We start from the raw sequence: 26,079 nt of genomic DNA on the forward strand, positions 1-26,079 counted from the left end.
TCTTTCACATAAGAGCATATTTCAAAAGATGGAACAGTATAGCCCTTCGTCCACTTTAAATCTCCTGGATTGCAGCCACCGAACCCACCACCAAAATAGCATTTAACCTTTACAGTTCCTGCTTGCCAATCTAGTACTCCAATTTAGTTCAAGTCTTCAGACCTGCCTGACGCAAGCAGGCGGGCTTGGACTTTCTATTTGCAGTCTTCAGACTGCCAGTGTTATGGTCCAAGACCAAGTCTTGAACCATAAAGTCTTGAACCAATTAGGAGTCTCAAACTCTCTCAATCTGAAAACCCACTTTCTTGACTGCGGTAATCACATCCTCTTCATTTGTATTTCGTCCTTCCACTGTCAGGATTTTGTCGGGATTTTGCAGGTCCACGCTCCAGTTTTCTATACCCTGAGTATTATTCAATTGAGGGGTCACTTTCTCCAGGCAACCGTTGCACATAATGGTTGTTTTGAATTGAATCTTTTTCATGTTTTTTATATTTATTCTTATCTATTTAAATGATACACTCATAGTCCTATTTTTTTGCTACTGAATGATATTCGTAGATATTTTTGGATATTAGGATATTGTGATACTTAACTCGAAAACTGATTTCTAAATTTAACATTGAAACTGAACCCTAATATCTATTAATATCCAGTATCTACTAATATCTTAAAATGAATCCCTGGTAAATTATTAAAAATAAAGCCTGCATCCGTTTAATAAATTACAATTCCTTCACCTTTAACCTCAAACTATTAGCCACCACCGAAACGGAACTGAAAGCCATAGCTGCTCCGGCTATCATAGGATCCAGCAGAAAGCCATTAACAGGGTACAATACGCCTGCTGCAATGGGAATACCAATGACATTGTAGATAAATGCCCAAAAGAGATTCTGCCTGATTCCCATCACTGTTAGGGAAGACAACTTCAAGGCTTTGGGAATGGATTCCAGATTGGAAGTAATCAAGGTCATCTTGGCCACATCCATCGCAATGTCAGTGCCATGCCCCATAGCCATACTGACATCCGCTTGGGCCAAGGCCTGGGAATCATTGATTCCATCCCCTACCATGGCCACCACCTTTCCTTTTCCCTGGAGCTCCTTTACGAAATCCGCTTTGTCAGAAGGTAGGACTTCGGCCTTAAATGAAGTCAATCCTAAGGATTTGGCCACTGCCTCAGCGGTCTGTTGGTTGTCTCCTGTCAGCATGTAAACTTTCACACCTCGTTTCTTCAACTTTTCTATGGCTGATTTGGAACTAGGTTTGATTTTGTCTGCAATGGCAATCACTGCCAATACGGATTTATCATCAGAAAAATAGACAACTGTCTTGGCTTCTTCCTGCCAGTTGCTGGCTATAGTTTTTGTTTCCTCCGAAATGGAAACCTGCTGATCATGCATCAAAGCCCTGTTTCCTATCAAATAGGTTCTACCGGATGCACCTGAAGCTTTGATGCCCCTACCCGTGATGCTTTCAAAAGCGTCAATATCAGATGCTTTCACCCCATCTTCCTTGAGTTTTTTCACTACGGCTTCGGCAAGGGGGTGTTCGGACTGAGATTCCAAAGCCAATAAGATTGATTCCAGCATTGGAATTTCTTTAACATCCTTTTCCCAATACATATCCGTAGCAGTAGGTTTACCTTCCGTGATGGTACCTGTTTTATCCAGGACAACGGCATTCACCTTATGTCCCAATTCCAAACTCTCAGCATCTTTGATCAGGATGTTGTTTTCAGCTCCTTTGCCCATACCTACCATAATGGCAGTGGGGGTAGCAAGTCCCAGCGCACAGGGACAGGCAATGACCAATACCGCTACAGAAGTGAGCAAAGCATGTGTGAAGGCCTCATCCCCTCCCACAAGCATCCAAATCAAGAAGGTAAGAACCGCTATCACCATAACGATGGGTACAAAAATCCCTGCAATTTTATCCACTAGCTTCTGTACGGGGGCTTTACTGCCCTGGGCTTCTTGTACCATTTTGATGATTTGGGAAAGCAAGGTTTCAGCACCTACCTTCTCCGCTTCAAAATGGAAACTGCCTTTTTGATTGACTGTACCTGCAAATACCTTTTCGCCCTTACTTTTGGAGACCGGAACGGGTTCACCGGTGATCATACTTTCATCTACATAAGAACTGCCTGAAATCACTTTCCCGTCAACCGGAATTTTTTCACCCGGCCTTACCAGAATCGTAAAGCCCTTTTCTACGGATGAAATCGGGATTTCCTGCTCCTCCCCATTGACTATCGCCTTAAGGGTCTTGGGCTGCAAGCCCATCAGCTTTTTAATGGCAGAAGAAGTATTGGATTTGGCCTTTTCCTCCAAAAGCTTGCCTAGAGAAATAAAAGTGATGATGACCACTGCAGCCTCATAATAAACATGAGGATGTATGCTCCGCTGATGCCAGAAATCCGGATAAACCGTATTAAAAAAACTGAAAATGAATGCCATCCCGGTACTGAGCGCGACCAATGTATCCATATTGGCTTTGCCATGTCTGGCCTGCTTCCAGGCATTTACAAAAAAGCTCCTACCGAAATAAAACAGTACCGGTAGAGTAAGTACCATGGATATCCATCTCCCCATTACCCACTCCATGTAAAACATCCCGATGATGAATACGGGCAAGGTGAAAACCGCCGACCAAATGGTCCTCTTCTTTATATCTTCATATTTCTGGCGCTGCAATTCTTCCTGCACCTCTGATGGATTGTCCTCTTCAATAATCAGTTCGTATCCCACGCTTTGCAGTGCAGAACGTAAATCTTCCTTTTTGATGGCCGGGTCATATTCTACCAATACCGAGTTGCTGGCAAAATTCACACTGGCCTTGCTTACTCCTTCTGTATTGGAAAGGATGGACTCCACACTGGATGCGCAGGCCGCACAGGACATACCGCCGACCGGAAAAGTATCTTTTTTTAGCTTGTTTTTTTCTGCGAATTCCATCTTCCAATCAATTTAGAATACAAATATCGACCAAGTTCGAAAAACAAGTGTTATGGAATTTTGAGGTTCTTTTTCAAGATTTTGTCATAAGCTATCCAAATGCCTGTGGCCCGGGGAATGCATCTTCTTGAATTGCGTAGGGGTCATGCCTGTTTCTTTTTTGAACTGGGTAGATAGATAAGCAGTGCTGCTGTAATCCAATTTAAAGGCAATTTCCGCCAAAGTGAGTTCATCATAAAACAGCATTTCCTTCACCTTTTCAATCCTCTGTTTGGTAATGAATTTCTCAATGGTAATGCCCTCTACCGAGGAAAAAAGCCTGCTCAGATAGGTGTAATCATGGTGGAGCTGGTCAGAAAGTAAGGTGGAAAAATTAACTCTTAAGGCTTCGTTTTTATGATGAATCTGATCTATGATCAAAGTCTTGATCTGGGAAATAATGGTGGACTTTCCTGACTCCAACAATTCAAACCCAAGCCCTTTCAGTTTTTTATCCAAACTTTCCATTTTTCCTTTGGGCATAGCCTGTGACAAATCCACCTGGCCCAACTGCACACTTTTATAAGGTATTTCCAGTTCATCCAGCACTGTTTCTACCGCCATAATACACCTGGGGCAGACCATGTTTTTGATGTAAAGGGTTTGGTTCATTGGGTATTGATTCGGAAATTATATAATATCAAAAGCCAAATTCGATTATTTTAGTTTCGTGAATGGGGCAAGGGTATCAAAAACTTATATGTACTTATATCCCTTATATGGTTCTCTTTTTTTAAACCATATAAGTTGTAGAAGATCATAGAAGAGAAATAAAAAAAATCTTAAATAGTCTTTAATGGTTCAATTTTTATTTCTGCACCCTGCACGAATCCATTTGCGTTGGTTGCATAATATTATGTAAGGTTAGCCATATCATAATTTTGCTTATTATATTAAGCATTTTTTATAAAATTTGATATTTATAAACAGCATTTTAAATATATAATGCTTTTTTATCATATCAATAACTCATATTTTTGCTTAATTAAATAAGCAATACTATGAGATCCATAGAAGAAAGATTTCAGAAAAAAATTGATTCCACCAGCCTTGACTTTATCCGCAGCATGATCCATAAGATCAGGTGGGAAGCAAGACTGATAGGGATCAAAGGACCCAGAGGTGTGGGAAAAACCACCCTTTTGCTCCAATACATCAAGCAAAACCTACCATTGGACCATACCACGCTTTATGTGAGTTTGGACAACATCTGGTTTGCCCAAAACAACCTGGTGGAACTGGCAGATGATTTTGCCAAGAAGGGAGGCAAATACCTGTTTCTGGATGAAGTACACAAATACCCTAATTGGTCACAGGAGATCAAGAACATCTACGATGATTTTCCTGAGCTGAAGGTGGTATTTACCGGTTCTTCCATGCTGGAGATCCTCAATGCCCGGGCCGACCTCAGCCGCAGGGCGGTGATTTACCACATGCAGGGATTGTCATTCAGGGAGTTTCTGGCCGTCAAAACCGGGCATGAGTTTCCCATCATAGGATTAGAAGAATTGATCGCAAACCATGTGGATATAGCCAGGGAGGTGTTGAAAAAAATCAAGCCTTTGGAGCATTTTGGTTCTTACCTGAACCATGGATACTTTCCATTCTTTCAGGAAGTGCCGGATCTGTACCACTTACGGTTGGAAGAGGTGGTGAACATGACTTTGGAGATAGAGCTGCCATTGCTGAGGAATGTGGACATATCATATATTCCCAAGTTGAAGCACCTGCTCCATATCATTTCTGAGTCTGTGCCCTTTATCCCAAATGTCACCAAACTTAGCGAGCGAATAGGCATCAACCGGAATACACTGGTCAGCTACTTATTTTTCTTGCAGGAAGCCCACCTGACCAAAAACCTGTACAAGGACATCAAGGGAGTAACCCAAATGCAGAAACCGGAGAAAATCTACCTGGAAAACACCAATTTCCAGTTTGCCTTTACTCCCAAAAATGCAGATTTGGGCAATCTGAGAGAGACCTTTTTCATCAATCAGGTATCCCATCTTCATACCCTGGAGTATGTTAAAGACGGGGATTTCAGGGTGGATGGGAAGTACATCTTTGAGGTGGGTGGCAAAAACAAAACCACAGAACAGACTCAAGGAGTCAAAAACAGTTTTGTCGCAGCAGATGACATTGAATACGGCAACCCGAAAAGAATCCCCTTGTGGCTTTTTGGTTTTTTATACTGAGGATGATAGAATGCAATCGGGCATGTTTTCTTAAAAAGAATAACCAAAGCCGACTCCAAAATTGGAAAAGGCACCTTTCCTGACATAACTTCTATCTTCCTCATTGATATTGATCCTTGGACCTCTGACCAAATTGTAATCTCCACTTACAAAAATCCGGAGCGCATTTCTGTTTTCTATTTGATAAAACACATAACTGATTCTGGATCTATGAAAAAAATTATGATAATTGAGCCTGAATTTCTGTTCTCCATCAAAGTGAACCATCGTTGGCAGAGCAAAGCCTAACCCAGGTTCAAAGACCAATTTTTCTGAAATTGGAATGGCATAAAACACATGCGCACCAAAAACCTGCCACTTGACTCTATCAAAGAAGTCCCCAAGTATTCTGGTTTGCCCAACCTCTCCTCCGTTATTACTGAAAAACAAACCCAAGCCAAACCTCTCGGCAATCCCCGTCTGAAATCCCATCCTTACAGAGGGGTTGAGGTTATAATCATTTGACAGCAGGTTATTCCCATGAAATACGGGCAAACCCAGTTCCAGCGTAAATTCAGGCCTGATGCTGAATGGCACATTTTCAACCACTTGATTCTGCTGGGCAGTGACAAAAGAGGTAAGTCCCATAAAGAAGAAACAAAAAATCACATTCTTCATATACGAATGACTTTTATCTTTCCTAAATCCAAATCCCTCCTATCTGTTTGCTGGACAAATAGCCTGACTTCTACCACATCTGTTTCTACCTCCTCTTCAAATCTGGAAAACTGAAACTTTGATCCATTAGGCGTAACCATATAATAAAAAGGACTTACTTTTTTGGGGACTACAATACGAAATCTCCCATTCTGATCGGTTTTCACATTGTAAATCACTCTGATAAATCTACTTTCCGGAAAACCGAGTTCGGTAAATTCTGCTGGGAGAATCCGATCCTGCTCCCCAAATCCAAAAGTAAAATTCTCCAGAATTTCCCCTTCCGAACTGACCACTTGTCCGAAATAAGTTTCAAATTCATTGTCTTCGTACACCCTACAGGATTGTATGGATACCATAAACAAAAAAATACTCAAGCCAAGACAGCGGAAATAAAAAAACCTCCCATTCATATCCAATAAATTAAGAATGATAAATTTAGTCAAAAAAACGGATTGTATATGAGATAGTTTTTTTCTCTTGAAAAAAAATCAGGAATTATGCATTCCTGATTTTCCATTTTGCTTTCAAATAGCCCCAAATCACCTTGGGGCTCATTGCTTTTTTCCTCTCGAAGCTTCCATCATGTCCCACATTTCCTGAGGTATCATGTCCAGGTTATTGAATTCTCCGGCACCTTTTATCCACTCACCACCATCAATCGTAATCACCTCACCATTTACATAAGCAGAAAAATCAGACACCAAATATGCTGCGAGATTGGCAAGCTCTTGATGCTCTCCTACTCTTCCTACAGGTACTTTTTTGGCCGGATCAAACTTCTTGACCAAATCTCCGGGCAAGAGCCTGCTCCATGCTCCTTCTGTGGGAAATGGACCTGGCGCGATCGCATTGGACCTGATGTTGTATTTTGCCCATTCCACTGCCAAAGAACGGGTCATGGCCAATACTCCAGCTTTAGCAGCGGCACTAGGCACTACATATCCTGAACCAGTCCAAGCATAAGTGGTCACTATATTGAGAAATACTCCTGCCTGTTTGGCATCAATCCACCTTTTCCCGGCAATCATAGTCACATTGGCAGTCCCTTTTAACACAATATCCACCACAGTATTGAAAGCATTTGTAGAAAGCCGCTCAGTGGGAGAAATAAAATTGCCCGCTGCATTGTTGAGCACTACGTCCACTTTGCCAAAGATGGCATCTGCTTCATCAAAAACCTTGGTCACCTGATCTGCATCACGTACGTCACAGGCCACTGCCAACACCTTCCCTCCTGTTTCTTTTTCCATTTCTCCGGCCGCCTTGTCCAACACATCCTGTTTCCTGCTTGTAATGACCAGATTTGCTCCCAATTTCAAAAAATACGTCCCCATGGACCTCCCTAAACCCGTTCCTCCTCCTGTAATGAGAATCGTTTTGCCCTGAAGAGCATTTTCTTTAAACATTCCTTCTGTATATGACATAATAATTTGGGTTAAAATAACCGTTGAATATAGGTATTCCTCCAAGTAAAAAAAAGACAGTCGGACGTAATTGGCATCATTTTGAATATGAAACAAAGCAACTAGATTTGCGATAATTTCATATCAGAATGCTCAGACGCTACATACTCTTCCTGCCAATTTTATTCCTTGCAGCTTGTTTTGGAGATATCGACAAAAACATCACCACTGACCTTCAGGTGGAAGGTAACGAAGCTTTTAATATTTCTTTGGTTCTGGATGAATCTATGATATTTGCCTTTGATTCCTTTGAAGATTACAAAAATGCCGATACCACTTCCCTTCTAGGATGTCCCAATATCCTTATAGATGAGACTGAAAAGAAAGTGACGCTTGAATTTTTGGGTAACAGGCAATGTGTCAATGAAAACAATCTTGGTCGAACTGGAAAAATCCACCTGACATTCACCTCCCAAAGTAGTTTCAATTCTACAGTCATGGAATATGAAAATTACCAGGTAAGACAAAAAAAGATTGAAGGGAAAAGAGAATTCAGAAGAAGTAGGCTAAGCAACGGACTTAACAATACACCTTTGACAGAATCATTCTCAGACCTTCTGATCCGTGACGAAAATGGGTCTTCAAGTAGAATCAGTGGGAATTTTGAACACAGAAGAATAATCCTGAACAATACCAATACCGAAATTGTCTCTACCGGAAGCCTTGAGGGAAGAAATATCACCGGAAGACCCATCGCAATGAACAGGACTCAAGCCAAAAGATTTTCACTTACCTGTCTCAAGGCAGGGTTCATTGTCCCTTCTGCGGGAGCAGAAACTTGGCAAATTACAAGACTCAACAATCAGGCAACCAGCCATCAGCTTGTCTTCAGCAATGAGACCGCCTGTGTGAGTATAGCTACCATAACCTTACATGATGGTAGAACTATCATTTACCGTCAATAAAAAAACCTCCGGAGGATACCACCGGAGGCTTTCAGTTTTATATTTTCAATGAATAAGGCTTAATACCTGTAATATTCAGGCTTGTAAGGACCCTCAACAGTCACGCCGATATATTCTGCTTGATCCGGAGTAAGCTCTTCCAATACAACACCCAATTTGGCAAGGTGAAGGGCAGCTACTTTTTCATCCAAATGCTTAGGAAGCACATATACACCCGGCTCATACTGATCTGTATTGTTCCACAGCTCAAGTTGGGCAAGGGTCTGATTAGTGAAAGAGTTGGACATCACAAATGAAGGGTGACCGGTTGCGCAACCAAGGTTGACAAGTCTACCTTCAGCAAGCACTATGATGTCATTTCCTTCTATGTTATATAGGTCTACCTGAGGCTTGATCACATTTTTGGTATGACCGTAGTTTTTGTTCAACCAAGCCATATCAATCTCATTGTCAAAGTGTCCAATGTTACATACAATGGTCTTATCTCTCATTGCTCTGAAATGTTTTTCAGATATAATGTCTTTATTACCGGTTGCCGTAACTACGATATCTGCTTCTTTAACAGCATCTACCATCTTTTTCACTGCAAAACCATCCATTGCTGCCTGTAGCGCACAGATAGGATCAATTTCAGTTACAATCACTCTAGCTCCTGCACCTCTTAAGGAAGCAGCAGAACCTTTCCCTACATCACCATAGCCGGCTACAACTGCTACTTTCCCTGCCATCATCACGTCTGTAGCTCTTCTGATCGCATCTACCAATGATTCTTTACAGCCATATTTGTTGTCAAACTTGGATTTGGTTACAGAATCATTGACATTGATCGCAGGCATCGGAAGCGTTCCTTTTTTCATTCTTTCATAAAGCCTGTGAACTCCAGTGGTAGTTTCCTCAGAAAGTCCTTTGATACCTTTAACCAGCTCAGGGTAATTGTCCAATACCATATTGGTCAGATCCCCACCATCATCAAGAATCATGTTCAAAGGCTGTCTTTCTTCGCCGAAGAACAAAGTCTGCTCGATACACCAATCAAACTCCTCTGCTGTCATACCTTTCCAGGCATAAACAGAAATCCCGGCAGCAGCTATGGCAGCAGCAGCATGATCCTGAGTAGAAAAAATATTACAAGATGACCAGGTAACTTCAGCACCCAAAGCCACTAATGTTTCGATAAGCACCGCGGTCTGTATAGTCATGTGAAGACATCCTGCGATTCTAGCACCTTTCAATGGTTGAGCAGCACCGTATTCTTCTCTCAACGCCATCAGCCCGGGCATTTCTGCCTCTGCCAATGTAATTTCTTTTCTTCCCCATTCCGCAAGGGAGATGTCTTTCACCTTATACTGGATGAACTTGTCTGACTTAATTTCGGACATAATTATTGGATTATTAAATTTATATTCAATTTGGATTTACAAAAATAGCCTTTTTAAACTCAAAATAAAATTTGGTATTCAAAGGAACCTTACTTCTTTCAGACCATAACTTTTTATTTCACCGCTTTCTTTTTCCATGATCAGTTTCCCATCAGGACTGGTGTCTTTGATCCTGCCTTTGAACACTTCCCCATCATCATAATAGGCCCATCGGTCCAACTGATACAGTTCAGATTTGTATTTTCCATCTATTTTGGAATAATCTCCACTTTTCAGAACACGGTACCAGTACTCAATTTTCCCTACTATCTTCTCCAGAACATCCTGAAGCCTCATCTCAGTTCCTGCGACTATGGCCAAAGAGCTGACATTGGGAAAAGGAAACGAGGTCTGATTGACATTAAGTCCAATTCCAACCACGCTGTATTCTATATTGTTTTGGTTGATCACATTCTCAATAAGAATCCCGCATGTTTTTCCTTCCAAAAAATGTAAGATATCATTTGGCCATTTAATGAAAAAGAGCTTGCTGTATGCTGACAACACCTCATGAATGGCTACAGACACCATTTTACTCAGGTAAAACTGCTGGCTGGGTTTTAAAAAAACCGGTTTGAGCACGAGTGAAAAAGTGAGGTTTTTACCTGATTCTGACCACCATTGACTACCTCTTTGCCCTTTCCCTTTAGTCTGGGAATCGGTAATGATGATGCATCCTTCATTGAGGCTCTTTTTTCTGATTTCATCCATCGCCAGGTCATTGGTGGAGTGACACTCTGTCAGGTATCTCACATCTTTTCCCAGAAAAACAGTATTGGCAAGGATTTTATACATTTTGATTAGTTAATTTGTAAGGCAATAAAGATATTACATGCCCTTTTAAAGGGAGTAAATTTCTAAAAAAACAGGAGATAAATAGCATGACAGCAGAAGAGCTGAGTAAAATAATAGTAAAAGGAATGGAAGAAAAAAAGGCTTCCAACATTATTTTGATGGATTTGAGAGGAGTAAGTAATTCATTTACAGACTTTTTTGTAATATGCTCTGGAAATTCAGACACCCAGATCGAAGCCATTTCGGATTCGGTAGAAGAAGAAGTTTTCAAGTCATGTAAAGAAAGGCCTTGGAGAAGTGAGGGAAAAAACAACCTTCAATGGATACTCATGGATTACGTAAATGTGGTCGCACACATTTTCTTAAAGGACAAAAGAGAGTTTTACGGAATAGAAGAACTTTGGGGCGATGCCAAAGTGACCCGAATAGATTAAAGCGGTTTTGAACTTTCAGAAAGTTTGAGCGTTTTACAAAAAGTTTGCAGCTAAGAAACAACAACAAATGAGCGATAATAAGAAAACCAAAAAATTCATCCCCAAAACACCTCAAAAGCCCAATTTTCAGCTTTGGCTGATCATTGCAGCAGTGGTAGTTTTGGTAGGCATTACCTGGTTCAACCAGAGGAATGCTGTGATGGACATCACCCTGAAAAAATTTGAAGACATCTACCTGGCCAATGACGTAGCCAAGGTAATGGTGATTTACAATCAGAACCTGGTAGAAGTTACCCTGAATTCTGAAGCGCTGCAGAACCGAAAATACAAGGAAGAACTGGAATCCAACAGTCCTTTTTTCACCCCTGCAGGCCCGCACTATCAGTTAAAAATTGCCTCAGTAGACAAGTTTATTGAATACTACAATGAACTGGAATCAAGAATGCCCGAGGACCAAAGGATAAGCTATGAATCCAAAACCCAAGAGTCATGGACCAATTGGTTTTCAAGCTTCGGATTTTTGATCCTACTTTTCTTGCTATTCTGGATCATGATGAGAAGAATGGCAGGTCCAAGCGGTCCTGGAGGTCAGATTTTCAATGTAGGTAAATCAAAAGCCCAGCTTTTTGATGCAGAAAATAAAGTGAAAATCACATTTGACAATGTAGCAGGTCTTGATGAAGCCAAGGAAGAAATTCAGGAAATCGTAGAATTCCTTAAAAACCCTTCCAAGTTCACCAAACTGGGTGGTAAAATCCCAAAAGGTGCTTTGTTGGTAGGACCTCCGGGAACAGGTAAAACTTTACTTGCAAAAGCCGTAGCCGGCGAGGCAGGAGTTCCTTTCTTTACTTTGTCAGGTTCTGATTTTGTGGAAATGTTCGTGGGTGTAGGTGCAGCCAGAGTAAGAGACCTTTTCAAACAAGCCAAAGAAAAAGCTCCTTGCATCATATTTATAGATGAAATTGACGCCATAGGTAGATCTAGAGGAAAAGGGCAGATGCCAGGCTCCAATGATGAAAGAGAAAACACACTTAATTCCCTTTTGGTGGAAATGGACGGCTTTGGCACTGATACAGGTGTTATCGTCTTGGCGGCGACCAACAGACCTGATGTGCTTGATTCGGCTTTGCTGAGACCTGGAAGATTTGACAGGCAGATCAGCATTGACAAACCGGACATTGTGGGACGTGAAGCCATTTTCAAAGTTCATCTCAAGCCGATCAAGGTAGCTGATGACATCGATGCCAAGAAAATAGCAGCTCAAACACCAGGCTTTGCAGGCGCTGAAATTGCCAATGTATGTAACGAAGCGGCCCTTATAGCTGCAAGAAGAAACAAATCAGCAGTGGATATGCAAGATTTCCAAGATGCCATTGACAGGGTAATCGGAGGACTTGAAAAGAAAAACAAAATCATATCTCCTGAAGAAAAGAAAATTGTTGCCTATCATGAGGCCGGTCATGCTGTGGCAGGATGGTTCCTTGAGCACGCAGATCCTTTGGTGAAAGTCAGCATAGTGCCAAGAGGTGTAGCTGCCTTGGGATATGCCCAGTATCTACCTAAGGAACAGTTTCTCTATCAGACCGAACAGCTGATAGATGAAATGTGCATGACCCTGGGCGGAAGAGCAGCTGAGGAAATCATATTTGGAAAAATCTCTACAGGTGCCCTGAGCGACTTGGAGAGAATTACCAAAATGGCCTATTCTATCGTATCCATTTACGGTATGAATGAAAAGATCGGGAATGTATCGTTCTATGACAGTAAAGGCTCAGAATACAGAATGTCAAAACCTTATTCTGAAAAAACTTCTGAAACAATAGACGAAGAAGTAAGGAAACTCATTTCTTATGCCTATGAAAAGACCAAACAGTTGCTTTTGGAAAGAAAAAATGAACTTGAAATATTGGCCAAAGAGCTACTTGAAAAAGAAATTCTTTTCCAAAGTGATTTAGAAAAGCTAATTGGGAAAAGACCTTTCGGTAAGGAGACTACCTACGAGGCCTATACCAAAAAGGAAGTCAAAGAAAAGGTGGTAACTCCGGAAGTCTCTGAGGCTGCTCCAGCAAAAGAAAGTGAGAATCCGGAAAATCCAAGTTCAGAGGCAGAAGAGGTCGAAGAAAACAAAGGGTAAATCTGAAAAAATAAAAAGTCGTTTGGAAAGAATACTATTTCAAAAATTCGTTTCCTATTGATATATGACTTTTATCATAACTCTAAATGTATTATTTGGCGGCTATACTTCAAAAGAGTACAACCGTCGCCTTTCTAGAAAAAGCTTTCCAAATCTGGAAGGCTTTTTTTATGCTATACTCCTGATTATTGGCTATGATTGGTTTATTTTGCAGGCATGAACATTCAACTGAACGGTAAAAAAGTATTTTTTGCTTCAGACTTTCATCTTGGAGCTCCTGATACTTCAACCAGCAAAATACGGGAAAAAAAAATCATCAAATGGCTGGAAAGTATTGAAGATGAAGCTGCCGCTATCTTTCTTGTAGGTGACATTTTTGATTTTTGGTTTGAGTACAAGCAGGTAGTACCTAAAGGATTTGTCAGGTTTCTGGGTAAGATTGCAGAACTGAGAGACAAGAATATCCCTATACTTTTTTTTACCGGCAATCATGACCTTTGGATGAAAGACTATTTCGAGAAGGAATTGCAGGTACCTGTGTACCATCACCCTATAGACATTCAGATACAAGGCAAAAAACTGCTCGTGGGACATGGGGATGGACTAGGCCCAGGAGACAAACAGTACAAGGTGCTCAAACAGGTCTTTACCAATCCCGTTGCCCAATGGATGTTCCGATGGCTACACCCCGACATTGGTGTCTGGCTGGCCCAAAAATGGTCCTCCAAAAGCCGGATTTCAAAATTGGGCCAGGCCGAAAATGAGTTCAAAGGGGAAGAGGAATGGCTTTGGCAATATTGCAGGCAAGTTCAGAAAAACCAGCAATTTGACTTTTACATATTCGGACATAGGCATATTCCATTAGATCTACCTGTTGGGGACCACTCCAGGTACTTCAATTTGGGAGAATGGGTAAGTCAGTACACTTATGGCGTATTTGATGGCACAAGATTTGAAATCAGGACCTTTGATCCCCAATGAAACGAATACCGTCCATCATACTGCTTCTGGTGTTTACTTCCTTTTTTGCCAAAGGACAGGATTGGGGCATTCCGGTTACCATTGACTTTCCGAGATTAGGCTTGATTTCTTTGGACAATCAAGGGTATATCTTTGTGTCAGACCTGGAAGGCAATCTTTATCAATATGACCAGCTTGGCCAAAGGGTCAATAATTTTTCCCCTCAGCGTCAGGGAGCTCTCAGTCAACTTGAAGCCTCATGGACAGTCAATATCTTTACTTTTTCACAAGACTTACAGGAATACCGCATTCTTGACAGGTTTATCAACCCAGTTGCTGAAAACAGAATACCACTTCAGCACATCACACTGGCTAAAGCTGCCACATTAGGCAACAATAATATCATTTGGGTGTATGATGAAGCGGACCTGTCCCTGAAACAGCTGGATTATAGGCAGAACAGAATCATCCAAAACCAGCCTTTGAACCTGGTACTGGCTCAATCCTCCCTGGACATCCTGGATATCCGAGAGCACATGAATATGGTTTTTATCCATATTTTCGAAGAAGGAGTATATATTTTGGACAATCAGGCCAACTTCCTTCGGCAGCTGCCTTCTGAATTTGACCAAAAGCTGAGTTTTTGGAAAGAAAATCTTGTCTATTTGAATTCAGGGGAAATGATCCTACAAAACTTAAGGAACGGAGAAAAGAAGCGTTTCGAAAAGCCTAAAAGCATCTCGGCCAAAGCCGTATTTATCAACAATCAAAATGTGATTTTTCAGGGAGTCAACAAAATCTGGATTTTTCCTCTAAACCAAACTCCCTTACAGTAAAAAACCCTCAGAATAGAACCGAATTCTAAGCTGAGGGCCTTGATATTTTGCAGAAGAATCTTATCCGATTTCAACCAAAGTGATGTCGAAAATCAAATCCTGACCTGCCAAAGGATGATTGGCATCCAAAGTGACTTTTTCTTCATCCACTCCTACTACCTTCACCGGTACAGGTTGGCCTTGCTGATTTTGGAGGGACAATTCCATTCCGATTTCAGGCTTGATATGCGGTGGCACCTGGGTCAAAGGAATATCCAGCATCATGTCATCTCTCTTTTCACCATAAGCTTCATTGCTAGGTATGGTAACACTTTTTTCCTGACCGATTTCCATTCCCTGAACTGCTGCGTCAAAGCCTTTGATCATATTGCCATCACCTAAAGTGAATTGTAGAGGTTCTCTGTTTGCTGATGAGTCAAATACAGTACCGTCCTGAAGTTTTCCTGTATAATGGACTTTTACTGCATCTCCTTTACTTGCTACTGACATATTGTATTATTTTTTTGATTGATAAAGTTCAAAGGTACGGATTTTATGATGGGGATAAAAATATGTCCGATATTGATAAAAGAGGTGTTCGGTAATGATATAAAACCGTACGATTTCGTACATATTTTTTCCATTTTATGTGCTAATATGCAGAAAAATAGGCTATTTTGACAATGGCACCATTTTATCACTAGTCTGGCTAAACAGAAAACCATGGAAAATCAACAGCTCGGCAAAATCCTCATCATAGACGACAACGAAGACCTGCTTTTCGCAGCTAAAATGCTTCTTAAAAAACATGCGAAAGAAGTCACCATAGAAAAGGATCCAAGAAGAATCCCTTTTCTGGTCAACAACAACTCTTATGATGTGATCCTATTGGACATGAACTTCACAGAAGATACCACTTCTGGTAAAGAAGGGTTTCATTGGCTCAAGCAGATCAAGGAGATTGACCCTAAAGCTGTGGTAATCCTGATTACGGCTTTTGGTGATGTGGAAATGGCCGTGCAGGCCCTAAAGGAAGGCGCTACTGACTTCATACTCAAGCCTTGGCAAAATGAAAAACTCCTTGCCACACTCACATCTGCCAGCAGACTGAAGGAAAGCTACAATGAAGTGGACAAGCTCAACAAAAAGCAAAAGCAACTTCAGTCCGATGCTAAAAAGCCCTATACCGAAATCATAGGAAGCAGTGCTTCTATGAAAAACATCTTTTCCATCATTGACAAAGTGGCCCAGACTGACGCAAATGTTTTGATATTGGGAGAAAATGGAACAGGGAAAGAACTCATAGCTAGGGCCATCCATGACAGATCGCATCGAAAAGATGAGATCTTTGTAGGGGTAGACATGGGAGCCATTACCGAGACTTTATTTGAAAGCGAATTATTTGGGCACAAAAGAGGTGCTTTTACCGATGCCAAGGATGATAGGGCCGGAAGGTTTGAAATCGCAGATAAAGGCACCCTGTTTCTAGATGAAATCGGTAACCTGAGCATGCCTTTGCAGTCCAAGCTCCTGACTGTCTTGCAAAAAAGAGAAGTGACCAGAATTGGCACCAACAAAGCCATACCCGTAGATATCCGCCTGATCTGTGCCACCAACATGCATGTACATGATATGGTGATGGAAAATACCTTTAGACAGGATTTGCTATACAGGATCAATACAGTGGAAATATTCCTTCCGCCACTTCGGGAACGTCAGGACGATATTCCTGCACTTGCAGAGCACTTCCTGAAAATCTATAGCCAAAAATACAGGAAGGACTTTGGAGGTTTTACCGCCTCTGCCATGCAGCTGCTTCAGCGGTACAATTGGCCGGGCAACATCCGTGAACTTCAGCATGCCATCGAAAGGGCCATCATCATGGCAGAAGGAGATCAATTGGACTCAAGGGATTTCTTTTTCCTTTCGGCTAAGCCTACCAATGAAAAAATCAGCTCTCCTGCATCCTATAACTTGGATGAAGTGGAAAAGACCACCATTCAGAGGGCAATTGACAAAAATGGAGGAAATATCTCCAAAGCTGCAAAAGAGCTGGGACTGACCCGGGCCTCTTTGTACAGAAGATTAGAAAAGTATGGACTATAAAGTTGGATTACTGGGCAGGATAACCTTACTATCCATTTCCTTGTTTTTGCTGTCATACTTTATCATGAGTGGAGCAGGGGTATTTGCTATATCCCTGTTTATTATTCTGGTTTTGGCCCAAGTAATTTTTCTTCTTGGATATGCAGAAAGCTCATTCAAAAAAGTCCGGCAGTTTTTGGACAACATAAAGCAGGACAATTACACCAATGTGTATCCGGTAAAATTTGACGGAACGGAAACTGATGACCTGCACATAGAGTTCAACGCTATATTAGCCAAGCTTCAGGAAGATCAGGCCGAAAAAGAGGCCAATTACCAATATTTCCGCTCAGTATTCCAACACCTTAGTATAGGGCTCATCACTTTTGACGAGGAGGGAAAAATACAGATTGTCAACACTGCTGCCAAGCGCATGCTCAATATCCAGCAACTCAACTTGATTTCTGAAATTGAAAACATCAATAAGGAACTACATCAAGCCATTCATTCCCTAAGAACCGGTGGAAGCGAACTGATCAAAATCGCCCACCCTGACGGGATCATGCAGCTGTCTGTATATGTGATTGAGCTGGTAATGCGGGATTCCAAATTCAAGCTCGTATCCATTCAAAATATTCAGAGTGAGCTCGAAGAGAAAGAAATGGAAGCCTGGCAAAATCTGGTGAGAGTACTCACGCATGAAATCATGAACAGCATAGCTCCTGTTTCCTCCCTTGCCGCAACGATCAAAGGCGAGATAGAAAGCAAAATAGAGCAAAATGTCCCGGCAGACATCAGTGAACTGGAAGATTATCTTATGGCTCTTAGCACCATTGAAAAGCGCTCTGAAGGCATGATTAACTTCGTCAGTGATTTCAGAAGTCTGGCACATATCCCCAATCCAAAATTCCAGACCATAAGGCTTAAAAGCCTCTTCGCCCAGATGGAAACCCTCCTTCAGCATCAGTTTGAGGCCAACCAAATCATGTTCAAGTGCAGCATCACCCCTGAAGACCTTATACTCTTTGGTGACCAAAACCTGATAGAACAGGTACTGATCAACCTTATCCAAAATGCCATTCACGCTGTAGAAGATGCAGTAAGCAAAGTCATCTCTTTAGAGGCATTTATTGATGAGGCAGGAAAAATCATCATCGAAATCACCGACTCAGGAAAAGGAATTGAAGAAGAGGCCATGGCTAAAATTTTCATCCCATTCTTTACTACCAAGAAAAAAGGATCCGGTATTGGTCTCAGCCTTTCCAAACAGATCATGAGAAGGCACAAAGGCAACATTCAGGTGAGATCCACCATCGGACAAGGAAGTACTTTCAAATTAATTTTCAACGCCTAATAATCAGAAAAGCCTTCCTCGCTTGCTGTAGACAAATCCAGGGCCATCACAGGCAAACCAGGACATATTAAAAAGCTTGTTGTCATGCGTAATATAGACTACTTCTGTAAAATCCTGCTCACAGGTAGCCGCCATATGGGTATTGGTCTCAAATGTCAATAAAAAAGTCTGCGCAATATTAGTATTCAATTCATCTACTTCCAGTAATTCATACTTTCCAAAAGCCTGCAAAGGAATTTCAAGCAAATCACCTTTTTTACTTCTCTGTGTAGTCTTGATAAATGTTCCATCATCATTAAAGATGTATTTTTCTTCAAAATCTACCTCAGTCGCTCCCATATCAGCCGGAACATGGCTCCTGATTTCGATCAGGTTCCAATACCCCAACACATTGAACTCAGGCTCTTTGTTGTCCTGATTGCAGGCAACAAATGCAAGGGCTAAAAAAAGGATTAAAAGGCTACTTCGCTTCATCATGTTATTAGATACGCAATTTTAACTAATTGCGACCTTTAAAGGTTGGCAAATTCATCGAAATTCCAAAGAATTACGCCAGATTTATCCTTGATACAGGATTTTAACATGGACTTAACTATTCCTTTACAATTAAAAACTAATTCTTAAAATTATTCTCTATTTGATAATAATCCATTCATCACAGAGTCAAATGCCTGCTTTACATTGCAAGCAAAACTCGAAGACTTGGAAACTCACTTCAAAACCATCGTCATTTCTGATATCCACCTTGGCACCAAAGGTTCGAAAGCCAAGGAGGTTGCAAGATTTCTAAAACAATACCGCTGTGACAACCTTATCCTCAACGGGGATATTATTGACGGCTGGCAATTGAAAAAGTCCGGTTCCTGGAAGAGAAAACACACCCGTTTTTTCAATAGGATACTTAAAATGATAGACGGAGACAACACCAAAGTATATTATTTGAGGGGCAACCATGATGACTTTTTGGATCAAATACTTCCTTTGCAGATCGGAAACCTGTCTATACAAAATGACATGATCTACGAAAGCTTCGGAAAAAAATACTTCATCACCCATGGAGACATTTTTGACAGTATCACCTCCAACCTGCGTTGGATAGCTTACCTGGGAGATATCGGTTATACTTTTTTACTTTGGCTCAACAGGCAGGTGAATTACCATAGGAGAAAAAGGGGCCTGCCATATTTTTCACTTAGCCAATATATCAAAGGCAAAGTAAAGTCTGCGGTATCCTACATAGATCAATACGAAGAGGAACTGGCCAAGATGGCAGTGGCCAAAGGCTGCGACGGAATTATCTGTGGACATATTCACAAGGCTGAAAACAGAAATATTGACGGAATACACTATTTGAACTCAGGAGATTGGGTCGAAACCATGAGTGCTTTAGCAGAGGACTTGGAAGGCAACTGGCAGTTGATATTTTACAATGAAATCAATTTCAAGCAAGAGTCTCCTGTAATTTCATTACCAAAACCAACAGAACAGGATTACAAGGTAGTGGCATTTAGCAAAGCAGAACCCAATCCCGGTCTGACAGACTTTCTTTGAGATGAAGTTTCTATTTATAGTTCAAGGTGAAGGCAGAGGGCACATGACACAAGCCATTGCTCTGGGACAGCTTTTGGAGAAAAAAGGCCATACTCTTACAGCTGTCTGCATAGGTAAAAGCGAAAGAAGACAAATACCGGAATTTGTATATCAAAAGATAAATGCACCTGTCTATACTTTTGAAAGCCCCAACTTTGTAACTGACAAAAGCAGCAAATCCATTAGACTCACCGCCACTATTTCACATAATCTTCTGAAATGGAAATGCTTTAAGAAAAGTTTGAAGAAATTGGACACCATCATCCAGGAATCAGAACCTGATGTCATCCTGAATTTTTATGATATGCTGGCCGGAATTTATTCTTTGCTTTACAGACCTTCCTGTAGCTTTTGGACGATTGGGCATCAGTATCTGGCAGATCATCCAGCATTCCTTTTCCCCAAAAACTCTTTTTTAAAGCGCCTGATTTTCAAATTCAACAACAAGATCACTTCAATTGGCGCAGATTTGCATTTGGCTCTATCTTTCCAGCCTTTGCCCCAATCTGGTAATAAAATAAAGGTACTCCCTCCTCTATTGAGAGAAGAAATCAAGTCTCTAGAAACCAGGAAAGAGGATTTTATTCTTGCCTATACAGTCAATCCCGGATATGGAGAAGAAATTCTGGAATTTGCAGCAGCGCATCCTGACATAAAAGTCGAGGCTTTTTGGGACAAAAAAGGTGCAGCTCCGACCTACCAGCCTTTACCAAATCTTATTTTCCACCAAATCAACGACAAGCTTTTTTTGGAAAAAATGGCTGCTTGCCGGGGATTGATCTCCACAGCAGGATTTGAATCCATTTGCGAAGCCATGTACTTGGGCAAAAAAGTCATGTTGATCCCGGTCCAAGGTCAGTTTGAACAATCCTGCAATGCCTTGGATGCTGTTCAGGCCGGTGCAGGAATAACCCATGGGTCATTTGACATCTCAGTTTTTGACCAGTATCTGCAATCTGTAACAGAAGCAGACACCTTTCCAAACCCTTGGGCAGATCAATTTGAGAAAATGTTTTTTGAGGTGGTGGGGGAAAACACTTCTGCAAGTGGAGAAACTTTTAGCAATTACAACTTCCCAGTATCTTTAAATACTAAACTTCATTCCTAAACTCTTTCCCCTAATTTCTGTTATCTTGCAGACTGCGGGAGAAAGGTATAACTGCATTTTGCCCAAAATAGCCAATCCAATCAGTTAAATCGATTGCGAAGAAAAACACCCAAAATTATGGCTTCATTTTTTGACCGTCTGCCTTTGGGCTACCGCAAAATAATGTAAATTCAAGACTGCTTTAGTGTTTGCAAAACCATGAATATTGAAAAAATAAGGCTTCAGGAAGATAAGGACTGGAAGAAACATTGGAAGAAATGGGGCCCTTACCTCACAGACAGGCAATGGGGTACCGTAAGGGAAGATTACAGTCCCAATGGAGATGCTTGGGGAAATGTCACCCACCATGAGGCCAAAAGTAAAGCTTACAGATGGGGAGAAGAGGGCATTGGAGGGATTTCGGACCACAACCAAAAACTATGCATTGCTTGGGCATTTTGGAATGGTAAAGACCCCATGATCAAAGAGCGGCTTTTTGGGCTTACCGGTCCTCAGGGAAATCACGGGGAAGATGTGAAGGAATTATATTATTACCTCGATTCTACCCCTACCCACAGCTACATGAAAATGCTGTACAAGTATCCCCAAAATGAATTCCCATATGACCTGCTCTTGCAGGAAAACAGCAGAAGAACAAAAAACGACCCTGAATTTGAACTGATAGATACAGGCATATTTGACCAGGATGAATACTTCGATATATTTCTGGAATATGCCAAAAACGATATAGAAGACATTGTCGGCAAAGCTACTGTCCACAACAGAAGCAATGAAGAGAAAACCATTTGGGTGATGCCCACCTTTTGGTTTAGAAAAACATGGTTTACAGGTCATGAACCATTTATGCCCAACCTGTCCCTTTTAGGTCAAAAAAGCATTAAAGCATACAACCCGAAAAGTGGAAATTACTTTTTCAGCTTTGAAGGAGAGCCTGAAATATTGTTTTGCAACAACGAAACCAACCGGGAAAAGCTTTACAAAATCCCCAATGAAAAAAAATACCTCAAAGACGGGATCAACGATTATCTAATACATGGCAAAGAAAATGCCGTCAACCCTGAAAATATAGGAACCAAAGCCGCAGCAGTGTACAAATTGACCATACCTGCCAAGGGAAAGGCTGAGGTGAAATTTAGGATGACCCATCAGTACAAAGAGGATTCCTTTCAGGATTGTGACAGCATCCTCCATGAAAGAAAAAGAGATGCTGACGAGTTTTATTCCGAAATCCAGGCCAGGGTCAAGGATGAAGACATGAGGAACATACAGCGTCAGGCCTATGCCGGAATGATGTGGGGCAAGCAGTTTTATTACTACAATGTAGAAAGGTGGCTGGAAGGAGACCCAGGGAGGTATTCACCTCCAAAAGAACGAAAAAAGGGAAGAAATACGGAATGGAGACACCTATACAACTTTGATATCATTTCCATGCCCGACAAATGGGAATATCCATGGTATGCCGCCTGGGACCTGGCCTTTCATTGCGTACCCCTTTCTAGGCTGGATCCTGAATTTGCCAAATCCCAACTGGTGCTTTTGCTAAACGAATGGTACATGCACCCCAATGGCCAAATCCCGGCTTATGAATGGAACTTCAGCGATGTTAACCCTCCTGTGCACGCTTATGCAGTCCAACGGGTCTACCAAATCGACAAGAAGATGAACGGTGGGAAAGGTGATCGGGAATATTTGGAGAGGTGTTTCCATAAACTGATGATCAACTTTACCTGGTGGGTAAATCAAAAAGACAGTGACGGGAAAAACATCTTTGAAGGAGGCTTTCTTGGTCTGGACAATATTTCTGTAATCGACCGTTCCCATGCTCACCATTACAAAGGTAAATTGGAGCAAGCTGATGCTACTTCCTGGATGGCCATGTTTTCCCTCAATATGCTCAGGATATCCTTGGACCTGTGCGAATTCAACAAAACCTACCAATATACAGCCATCAAATTCCTGGAACACTTCCTCTACATAGCTGGTGCCATGAACAATATTTCGGGTGAAAGCATTAGCCTTTGGAATGACGACGAAAACTTCTTTTTTGATATTTTCCACCTGCCTGGCAAAGAACCTAAGGTAATGAAGGTCAAGTCTATCGTCGGCATCATTCCATTGTTTGCAGTCGAATCCATTCGCCTGGATATGTTTGACAGCTTGCCGGATTTCAAAAAGAGGATGGAGTTTTTCTTAAAGGAAAAACCCAAATTGGCTGCCTTGGTTTCGAGTTGGATCCAACCGGGATTTGAGAAAAGGAGGCTATTTTCCTTACTGAGAGGACACAGGATGAAAAGCATTCTGAACAAGATGCTGGACCCAAATGAATTCCTCAGTGATTTCGGAGTACGCTCACTGTCCAAATACCATGAAAAACACCCCTACTCATTACGAATCAATGGAGATAACCTGACGGTAAAATACACTCCTGGAGAATCCGACTCCCTTATGTTTGGCGGCAACTCCAACTGGAGAGGACCGATCTGGTTTCCGATCAATCATTTGATCATCGAGTCCTTGAGAAAATTTGACTATTATTACGGAGGAGAATTTTCCATAGAATACCCTACAGGTTCCGGCAATTATGTGACCATGGATATCATCGCCAGAGAGTTGTCCCTGCGTTGTATCAAGATTTTCCTTAAAGACAAAGACGGCCGTAGACCTGTATATGGCAATCATCCAAAATTTCAGGAAGATCCTCATTTCAAAGACTACATCCTTTTCTATGAATATTTCCACGGTGACAATGGAAGAGGAATGGGGGCGTCCCATCAGACCGGTTGGACAGGATTGGTGGCTGAGATGATCCATAAATATTACAAATCAGAAAAAAAGACCAGTGAAAATGTTGAGTCCGTTTTTAGAATCCAATAGACTGGAAGCTGGATGTGATGAAGTAGGTCGGGGATGTCTATGCGGTCCCGTGGTGGCCGCCGCAGTAATACTTCCCGAATCCTTTGCCAACGAACTGGTAAACGATTCCAAAAAACTCAAAAAGCAGGACCGTACGGCCTTAGTTACAGAAATCAAACTTGAAGCCATTGCTTGGGCGGTGGCAGAAGCAAGCGTGGAGGAAATTGACAGGATCAATATTCTCAATGCTTCATTTTTGGCCATGAACCGGGCTGTGCAGGCTCTGAAAACCCAACCTGAGCATTTGCTTATCGATGGAAACAGGTTCAAAACCGATCTGGATATTTCTTTTGACTGCATCATCAAAGGAGACGGAAAGTATGCCAGCATTGCTGCTGCATCCATTCTGGCCAAAGTGTACAGAGATGAAATGATGGCAGACTTAGCGGAGCAATTCCCTGGCTATGGATGGGAGAAAAATGTAGGCTACCCTACCAAGGCCCATAGAGATGGAATCCGAAAACACGGTCTTACTCCCCTTCACAGAAAAACTTTCAAACACTTACCAGAGCAGCTGAAAATGGAGTTTTAGAACTTTAATAAAATAGTTATTTTGAAACAAAAAGTTTACTTAACCTCAATTAATAAAAACAAGTTGGTGTTAAATCATATTGGCAATAAGAAAAAATGAATAATACTTAGCCCCTTCATTCATCTGCATCTATAGCTTCCACTATAAACACAGGTTTTCCAGGAGATGAAGGCTGAGTTCTACTTACTCCATAAACCAAAAATTTTCCGTTATACCAGTATTGGTAGTTAGGAACATCAATCTTCCAAAGCTTATCTTTCCTAACCACTAATCTTCTGATTTCCAAATCTTTAGAATGGATATCCTTTTCTAACATAAAGATTTTTTCACCAGGTGGATTTCTTCTGTTTTGATTCCCACGATAAGCAAAATAGAGCGTACCCTTATCCAAGGTGAAATGGTATGGGGACCAAAGCAGACTAGTATTGTAATATACCTTCACTGACTTATCAAAGACCTTCTTCCCTTCGGCATCGATTTGAATAAAGTGAATGAATTTTCTATCATAAGAAGGAAAAACGGCTGCCATTGCTACAGATTGTCCATCACTTACTGCATCTACTAAATGTACTTCCTTATTCAAGCGCTTTCTGACCTTTTTTGGAGGTGATTTTCTATAGTCATAAAAACCCTCAAAATCTCTAAATCTAAAAGTTTCAAAATGAGTTTTCATTTCCTCATCTATGAGTAGGTCAAAATATCCCGAAAACCATTCTCCTTTCTTATGGCTGTAAGTCCCAACAATTCTTATTCCTTCGCCAAAATCCACCAATTTGGCTTGTTGGATATAAGACTTTTCTTTAAAAGGTAGATCTACCTTAATGTTCATCACCCTTATTCCTTGGTGATCATAAGAAACTACCTGCAAACTTTGATTGAAATCTTTTTTTTCTTCCAAAATCAAGACGTCGGAATGTTCTCCTCCATTCATGTCCACAACCCTAAGATTTGATCCTAAAAGCTCCGTTACAGTCTGCACCGACTGCATCTCAAAGTCATAAATCTCCAATAAGCATCCCCCTTCAATTGACATTTGGATAACCACTCCATTTTTTATTGCTTTGATTTTGGACGGTATCATTATTGAAGAATTAAAAGAAAATTTCTGAAAGCTACCTGTCTCCAAGTGTCCCAATAGGATTGTTTTCCGACTGGTTTGAAAGGGATCTCCTGACGCTACGAAAACTACATATCCATCAAGTAAGTCCCATGCCAAATGCCTGATCCCATTTCCTAAATTGGTTTCAAAAAAATTAATATTATTGAGATTCTCATCCTTAAGGTAAATCGAAAAATCCCCAGAAGCCTTCTCAAGTCTATAATTTGCAATTGTTTTGCCACTGTTGACAAGTCCAAACTCTATAAGATTTCTATTTTGATCAAAAGCAACTGTCTGTGCAAATAGATGAGATTGACAAAAGAAAAAAATAAAAGAAATAGCAGTATATACCCTTAATGCCATACCCAAATTAACGGCTTAACTTTGGACATTGTTGAAATATGGGCAAAAAAAAGTCCCGAAATTTCGGGACTTCAGTGCGCACGAGAAGATTCGAACTTCCACACCTGTAAGGCACCACCCCCTCAAGATGGCGTGTCTACCAATTTCACCACGTGCGCGGATCAAGGTCTGCAAAAGTAGAAAGGAAAGCCCTTCACTGCAAATCCTATTATTGTTTT

23 protein-coding genes and 1 tRNA gene are annotated in these 26,079 nt (G+C 41.2%); 12 read left to right on the forward strand and 12 right to left on the reverse strand.

The features are described 5' to 3' along the window. Positions 1-274: 274 nt before the first annotated feature. From EGN73_RS04505 to EGN73_RS04515, 3 genes are all read right to left on the reverse strand, one after another. On the reverse strand, positions 275-484 hold the full coding sequence (locus EGN73_RS04505) for a heavy-metal-associated domain-containing protein (RefSeq protein WP_219287281.1): 210 nt from the start codon (positions 482-484) through the stop codon (positions 275-277). A 241-nt stretch (positions 485-725) separates the two neighbouring features. After that, positions 726-2,960, reverse strand: coding sequence for a heavy metal translocating P-type ATPase (locus EGN73_RS04510; RefSeq protein ID WP_219287282.1), 2,235 nt, complete (start codon positions 2,958-2,960; stop codon positions 726-728). 84 nt (positions 2,961-3,044) lie between these two features. Next, entirely contained in the window at positions 3,045-3,611 is a 567-nt protein-coding gene (locus EGN73_RS04515) for a helix-turn-helix domain-containing protein (RefSeq protein ID WP_219287283.1), read from the reverse strand. A gap of 389 nt (positions 3,612-4,000) precedes the next feature. Between EGN73_RS04515 and EGN73_RS04520 the strand changes: the two genes are divergently transcribed. Then, the gene (locus EGN73_RS04520) at positions 4,001-5,194 is read left to right on the forward strand and encodes an ATP-binding protein (RefSeq protein ID WP_219287284.1); all 1,194 of its coding nucleotides are present in this window, start codon (positions 4,001-4,003) and stop codon (positions 5,192-5,194) included. 30 nt (positions 5,195-5,224) lie between these two features. Here the strand turns inward: EGN73_RS04520 and EGN73_RS04525 are convergent, their stop codons facing one another. The 3 genes from EGN73_RS04525 to EGN73_RS04535 all read right to left on the reverse strand — a co-directional run bounded on the left by EGN73_RS04525 (position 5,225) and on the right by EGN73_RS04535 (position 7,317). Then, a complete protein-coding gene (locus EGN73_RS04525) occupies positions 5,225-5,851 on the reverse strand; it encodes a hypothetical protein (RefSeq protein WP_219287285.1) in 627 nt (208 codons plus the stop codon). Then, entirely contained in the window at positions 5,848-6,336 is a 489-nt protein-coding gene (locus EGN73_RS04530) for a hypothetical protein (protein WP_219287286.1), read from the reverse strand. Before EGN73_RS04530 ends, EGN73_RS04525 begins: the two co-directional genes overlap by 4 nt. 108 nt (positions 6,337-6,444) lie before the next feature. Beyond that, positions 6,445-7,317 carry an SDR family oxidoreductase gene (locus EGN73_RS04535; RefSeq protein WP_219287287.1) on the reverse strand — a complete coding sequence of 291 codons (873 nt, stop codon included), beginning with the start codon at positions 7,315-7,317 and terminating at the stop codon, positions 6,445-6,447. A gap of 128 nt (positions 7,318-7,445) precedes the next feature. Here EGN73_RS04535 and EGN73_RS04540 point away from each other — a divergent pair, with 128 nt between their 5' ends. Beyond that, entirely contained in the window at positions 7,446-8,261 is an 816-nt protein-coding gene (locus EGN73_RS04540; RefSeq protein WP_219287288.1) for a hypothetical protein, read from the forward strand. Between the two features lie 59 nt (positions 8,262-8,320). On the opposite strand, the gene ahcY is transcribed toward EGN73_RS04540, so the two are convergent. Further along, positions 8,321-9,640 carry an adenosylhomocysteinase gene (gene ahcY, locus EGN73_RS04545; protein ID WP_219287289.1) on the reverse strand — a complete coding sequence of 440 codons (1,320 nt, stop codon included), beginning with the start codon at positions 9,638-9,640 and terminating at the stop codon, positions 8,321-8,323. A 78-nt stretch (positions 9,641-9,718) separates the two neighbouring features. Beyond that, entirely contained in the window at positions 9,719-10,474 is a 756-nt protein-coding gene (locus tag EGN73_RS04550) for a biotin--[acetyl-CoA-carboxylase] ligase (RefSeq protein WP_219287290.1), read from the reverse strand. Positions 10,475-10,560: 86 nt separating this feature from the next. Here EGN73_RS04550 and rsfS point away from each other — a divergent pair, with 86 nt between their 5' ends. The 4 genes from rsfS (at position 10,561) to EGN73_RS04570 (ending at position 14,838) form a co-directional block, all read left to right on the forward strand. Beyond that, positions 10,561-10,908, forward strand: a complete 348-nt coding sequence (gene rsfS / locus EGN73_RS04555) for a ribosome silencing factor (protein ID WP_219287291.1) — start codon at positions 10,561-10,563, stop codon at positions 10,906-10,908. A gap of 67 nt (positions 10,909-10,975) precedes the next feature. Next, on the forward strand, positions 10,976-13,042 hold the full coding sequence (gene ftsH / locus EGN73_RS04560; RefSeq protein WP_219287292.1) for an ATP-dependent zinc metalloprotease FtsH: 2,067 nt from the start codon (positions 10,976-10,978) through the stop codon (positions 13,040-13,042). Between the two features lie 216 nt (positions 13,043-13,258). Next, positions 13,259-14,023: a UDP-2,3-diacylglucosamine diphosphatase gene (locus EGN73_RS04565; RefSeq protein WP_219287293.1), complete on the forward strand. Its 765-nt coding sequence runs from the start codon at positions 13,259-13,261 to the stop codon at positions 14,021-14,023. Then, positions 14,020-14,838: a hypothetical protein gene (locus EGN73_RS04570; protein ID WP_219287294.1), complete on the forward strand. Its 819-nt coding sequence runs from the start codon at positions 14,020-14,022 to the stop codon at positions 14,836-14,838. Before EGN73_RS04565 ends, EGN73_RS04570 begins: the two co-directional genes overlap by 4 nt. A gap of 60 nt (positions 14,839-14,898) precedes the next feature. On the opposite strand, the gene EGN73_RS04575 is transcribed toward EGN73_RS04570, so the two are convergent. Then, positions 14,899-15,327 (reverse strand): FKBP-type peptidyl-prolyl cis-trans isomerase, encoded by a 429-nt coding sequence (locus EGN73_RS04575; RefSeq protein ID WP_219287295.1) that lies wholly within the window; start codon positions 15,325-15,327, stop codon positions 14,899-14,901. A gap of 213 nt (positions 15,328-15,540) precedes the next feature. On the opposite strand from EGN73_RS04575, the gene EGN73_RS04580 reads away from it, so the two are divergent. Beyond that, positions 15,541-16,923: a sigma-54-dependent transcriptional regulator gene (locus EGN73_RS04580; RefSeq protein WP_219287296.1), complete on the forward strand. Its 1,383-nt coding sequence runs from the start codon at positions 15,541-15,543 to the stop codon at positions 16,921-16,923. Beyond that, on the forward strand, positions 16,913-18,256 hold the full coding sequence (locus tag EGN73_RS04585) for a sensor histidine kinase (protein WP_219287297.1): 1,344 nt from the start codon (positions 16,913-16,915) through the stop codon (positions 18,254-18,256). Before EGN73_RS04580 ends, EGN73_RS04585 begins: the two co-directional genes overlap by 11 nt. A 3-nt stretch (positions 18,257-18,259) precedes the next feature. Here EGN73_RS04585 and EGN73_RS04590 read toward each other — a convergent pair whose 3' ends face one another. Continuing rightward, on the reverse strand, positions 18,260-18,733 hold the full coding sequence (locus EGN73_RS04590; RefSeq protein ID WP_219287298.1) for a hypothetical protein: 474 nt from the start codon (positions 18,731-18,733) through the stop codon (positions 18,260-18,262). A 225-nt stretch (positions 18,734-18,958) separates the two neighbouring features. Here EGN73_RS04590 and EGN73_RS04595 point away from each other — a divergent pair, with 225 nt between their 5' ends. From EGN73_RS04595 to EGN73_RS04610, 4 genes are all read left to right on the forward strand, one after another. Continuing rightward, positions 18,959-19,807 (forward strand): UDP-2,3-diacylglucosamine diphosphatase, encoded by an 849-nt coding sequence (locus tag EGN73_RS04595; protein ID WP_219287299.1) that lies wholly within the window; start codon positions 18,959-18,961, stop codon positions 19,805-19,807. 1 nt (position 19,808) lies between these two features. After that, the gene (locus EGN73_RS04600; RefSeq protein ID WP_219287300.1) at positions 19,809-20,954 is read left to right on the forward strand and encodes a glycosyltransferase family protein; all 1,146 of its coding nucleotides are present in this window, start codon (positions 19,809-19,811) and stop codon (positions 20,952-20,954) included. A gap of 198 nt (positions 20,955-21,152) precedes the next feature. Continuing rightward, the gene (locus EGN73_RS04605; RefSeq protein ID WP_219287301.1) at positions 21,153-23,828 is read left to right on the forward strand and encodes an MGH1-like glycoside hydrolase domain-containing protein; all 2,676 of its coding nucleotides are present in this window, start codon (positions 21,153-21,155) and stop codon (positions 23,826-23,828) included. Continuing rightward, positions 23,800-24,399: a ribonuclease HII gene (locus tag EGN73_RS04610; protein WP_219287302.1), complete on the forward strand. Its 600-nt coding sequence runs from the start codon at positions 23,800-23,802 to the stop codon at positions 24,397-24,399. Before EGN73_RS04605 ends, EGN73_RS04610 begins: the two co-directional genes overlap by 29 nt. 115 nt (positions 24,400-24,514) lie before the next feature. On the opposite strand, the gene EGN73_RS04615 is transcribed toward EGN73_RS04610, so the two are convergent. Next, on the reverse strand, positions 24,515-25,861 hold the full coding sequence (locus EGN73_RS04615; RefSeq protein ID WP_219287303.1) for a hypothetical protein: 1,347 nt from the start codon (positions 25,859-25,861) through the stop codon (positions 24,515-24,517). A 75-nt stretch (positions 25,862-25,936) separates the two neighbouring features. Then, positions 25,937-26,019, reverse strand: a tRNA-Leu gene (locus tag EGN73_RS04620). Positions 26,020-26,079: the final 60 nt, after the last annotated feature.

Origin of the sequence: Arthrospiribacter ruber, assembly GCF_019343195.1 — a bacterium.
In the GTDB taxonomy this organism is placed as follows: Bacteria; Bacteroidota; Bacteroidia; order Cytophagales; family Cyclobacteriaceae; genus Arthrospiribacter; species Arthrospiribacter ruber.

What these genes read in the sequence shown, in the direction of transcription:
- EGN73_RS04505 (WP_219287281.1), bottom strand. Translation starts at nt 484, where the DNA reads ATGAAAAAGATTCAATTCAAAACAACCATTATGTGCAACGGTTGCCTG.
- EGN73_RS04510 (WP_219287282.1), bottom strand. Translation starts at nt 2,960, where the DNA reads ATGGAATTCGCAGAAAAAAACAAGCTAAAAAAAGATACTTTTCCGGTC.
- EGN73_RS04515 (WP_219287283.1), bottom strand. Translation starts at nt 3,611, where the DNA reads ATGAACCAAACCCTTTACATCAAAAACATGGTCTGCCCCAGGTGTATT.
- EGN73_RS04520 (WP_219287284.1), top strand. Translation starts at nt 4,001, where the DNA reads ATGAGATCCATAGAAGAAAGATTTCAGAAAAAAATTGATTCCACCAGC.
- EGN73_RS04525 (WP_219287285.1), bottom strand. Translation starts at nt 5,851, where the DNA reads ATGAAGAATGTGATTTTTTGTTTCTTCTTTATGGGACTTACCTCTTTT.
- EGN73_RS04535 (WP_219287287.1), bottom strand. Translation starts at nt 7,317, where the DNA reads ATGTCATATACAGAAGGAATGTTTAAAGAAAATGCTCTTCAGGGCAAA.
- EGN73_RS04540 (WP_219287288.1), top strand. Translation starts at nt 7,446, where the DNA reads ATGCTCAGACGCTACATACTCTTCCTGCCAATTTTATTCCTTGCAGCT.
- ahcY (WP_219287289.1), bottom strand. Translation starts at nt 9,640, where the DNA reads ATGTCCGAAATTAAGTCAGACAAGTTCATCCAGTATAAGGTGAAAGAC.
- EGN73_RS04550 (WP_219287290.1), bottom strand. Translation starts at nt 10,474, where the DNA reads ATGTATAAAATCCTTGCCAATACTGTTTTTCTGGGAAAAGATGTGAGA.
- rsfS (WP_219287291.1), top strand. Translation starts at nt 10,561, where the DNA reads ATGACAGCAGAAGAGCTGAGTAAAATAATAGTAAAAGGAATGGAAGAA.
- ftsH (WP_219287292.1), top strand. Translation starts at nt 10,976, where the DNA reads ATGAGCGATAATAAGAAAACCAAAAAATTCATCCCCAAAACACCTCAA.
- EGN73_RS04565 (WP_219287293.1), top strand. Translation starts at nt 13,259, where the DNA reads ATGAACATTCAACTGAACGGTAAAAAAGTATTTTTTGCTTCAGACTTT.
- EGN73_RS04570 (WP_219287294.1), top strand. Translation starts at nt 14,020, where the DNA reads ATGAAACGAATACCGTCCATCATACTGCTTCTGGTGTTTACTTCCTTT.
- EGN73_RS04575 (WP_219287295.1), bottom strand. Translation starts at nt 15,327, where the DNA reads ATGTCAGTAGCAAGTAAAGGAGATGCAGTAAAAGTCCATTATACAGGA.
- EGN73_RS04580 (WP_219287296.1), top strand. Translation starts at nt 15,541, where the DNA reads ATGGAAAATCAACAGCTCGGCAAAATCCTCATCATAGACGACAACGAA.
- EGN73_RS04585 (WP_219287297.1), top strand. Translation starts at nt 16,913, where the DNA reads ATGGACTATAAAGTTGGATTACTGGGCAGGATAACCTTACTATCCATT.
- EGN73_RS04590 (WP_219287298.1), bottom strand. Translation starts at nt 18,733, where the DNA reads ATGATGAAGCGAAGTAGCCTTTTAATCCTTTTTTTAGCCCTTGCATTT.
- EGN73_RS04600 (WP_219287300.1), top strand. Translation starts at nt 19,809, where the DNA reads ATGAAGTTTCTATTTATAGTTCAAGGTGAAGGCAGAGGGCACATGACA.
- EGN73_RS04605 (WP_219287301.1), top strand. Translation starts at nt 21,153, where the DNA reads ATGAATATTGAAAAAATAAGGCTTCAGGAAGATAAGGACTGGAAGAAA.
- EGN73_RS04610 (WP_219287302.1), top strand. Translation starts at nt 23,800, where the DNA reads ATGTTGAGTCCGTTTTTAGAATCCAATAGACTGGAAGCTGGATGTGAT.
- EGN73_RS04615 (WP_219287303.1), bottom strand. Translation starts at nt 25,861, where the DNA reads ATGGCATTAAGGGTATATACTGCTATTTCTTTTATTTTTTTCTTTTGT.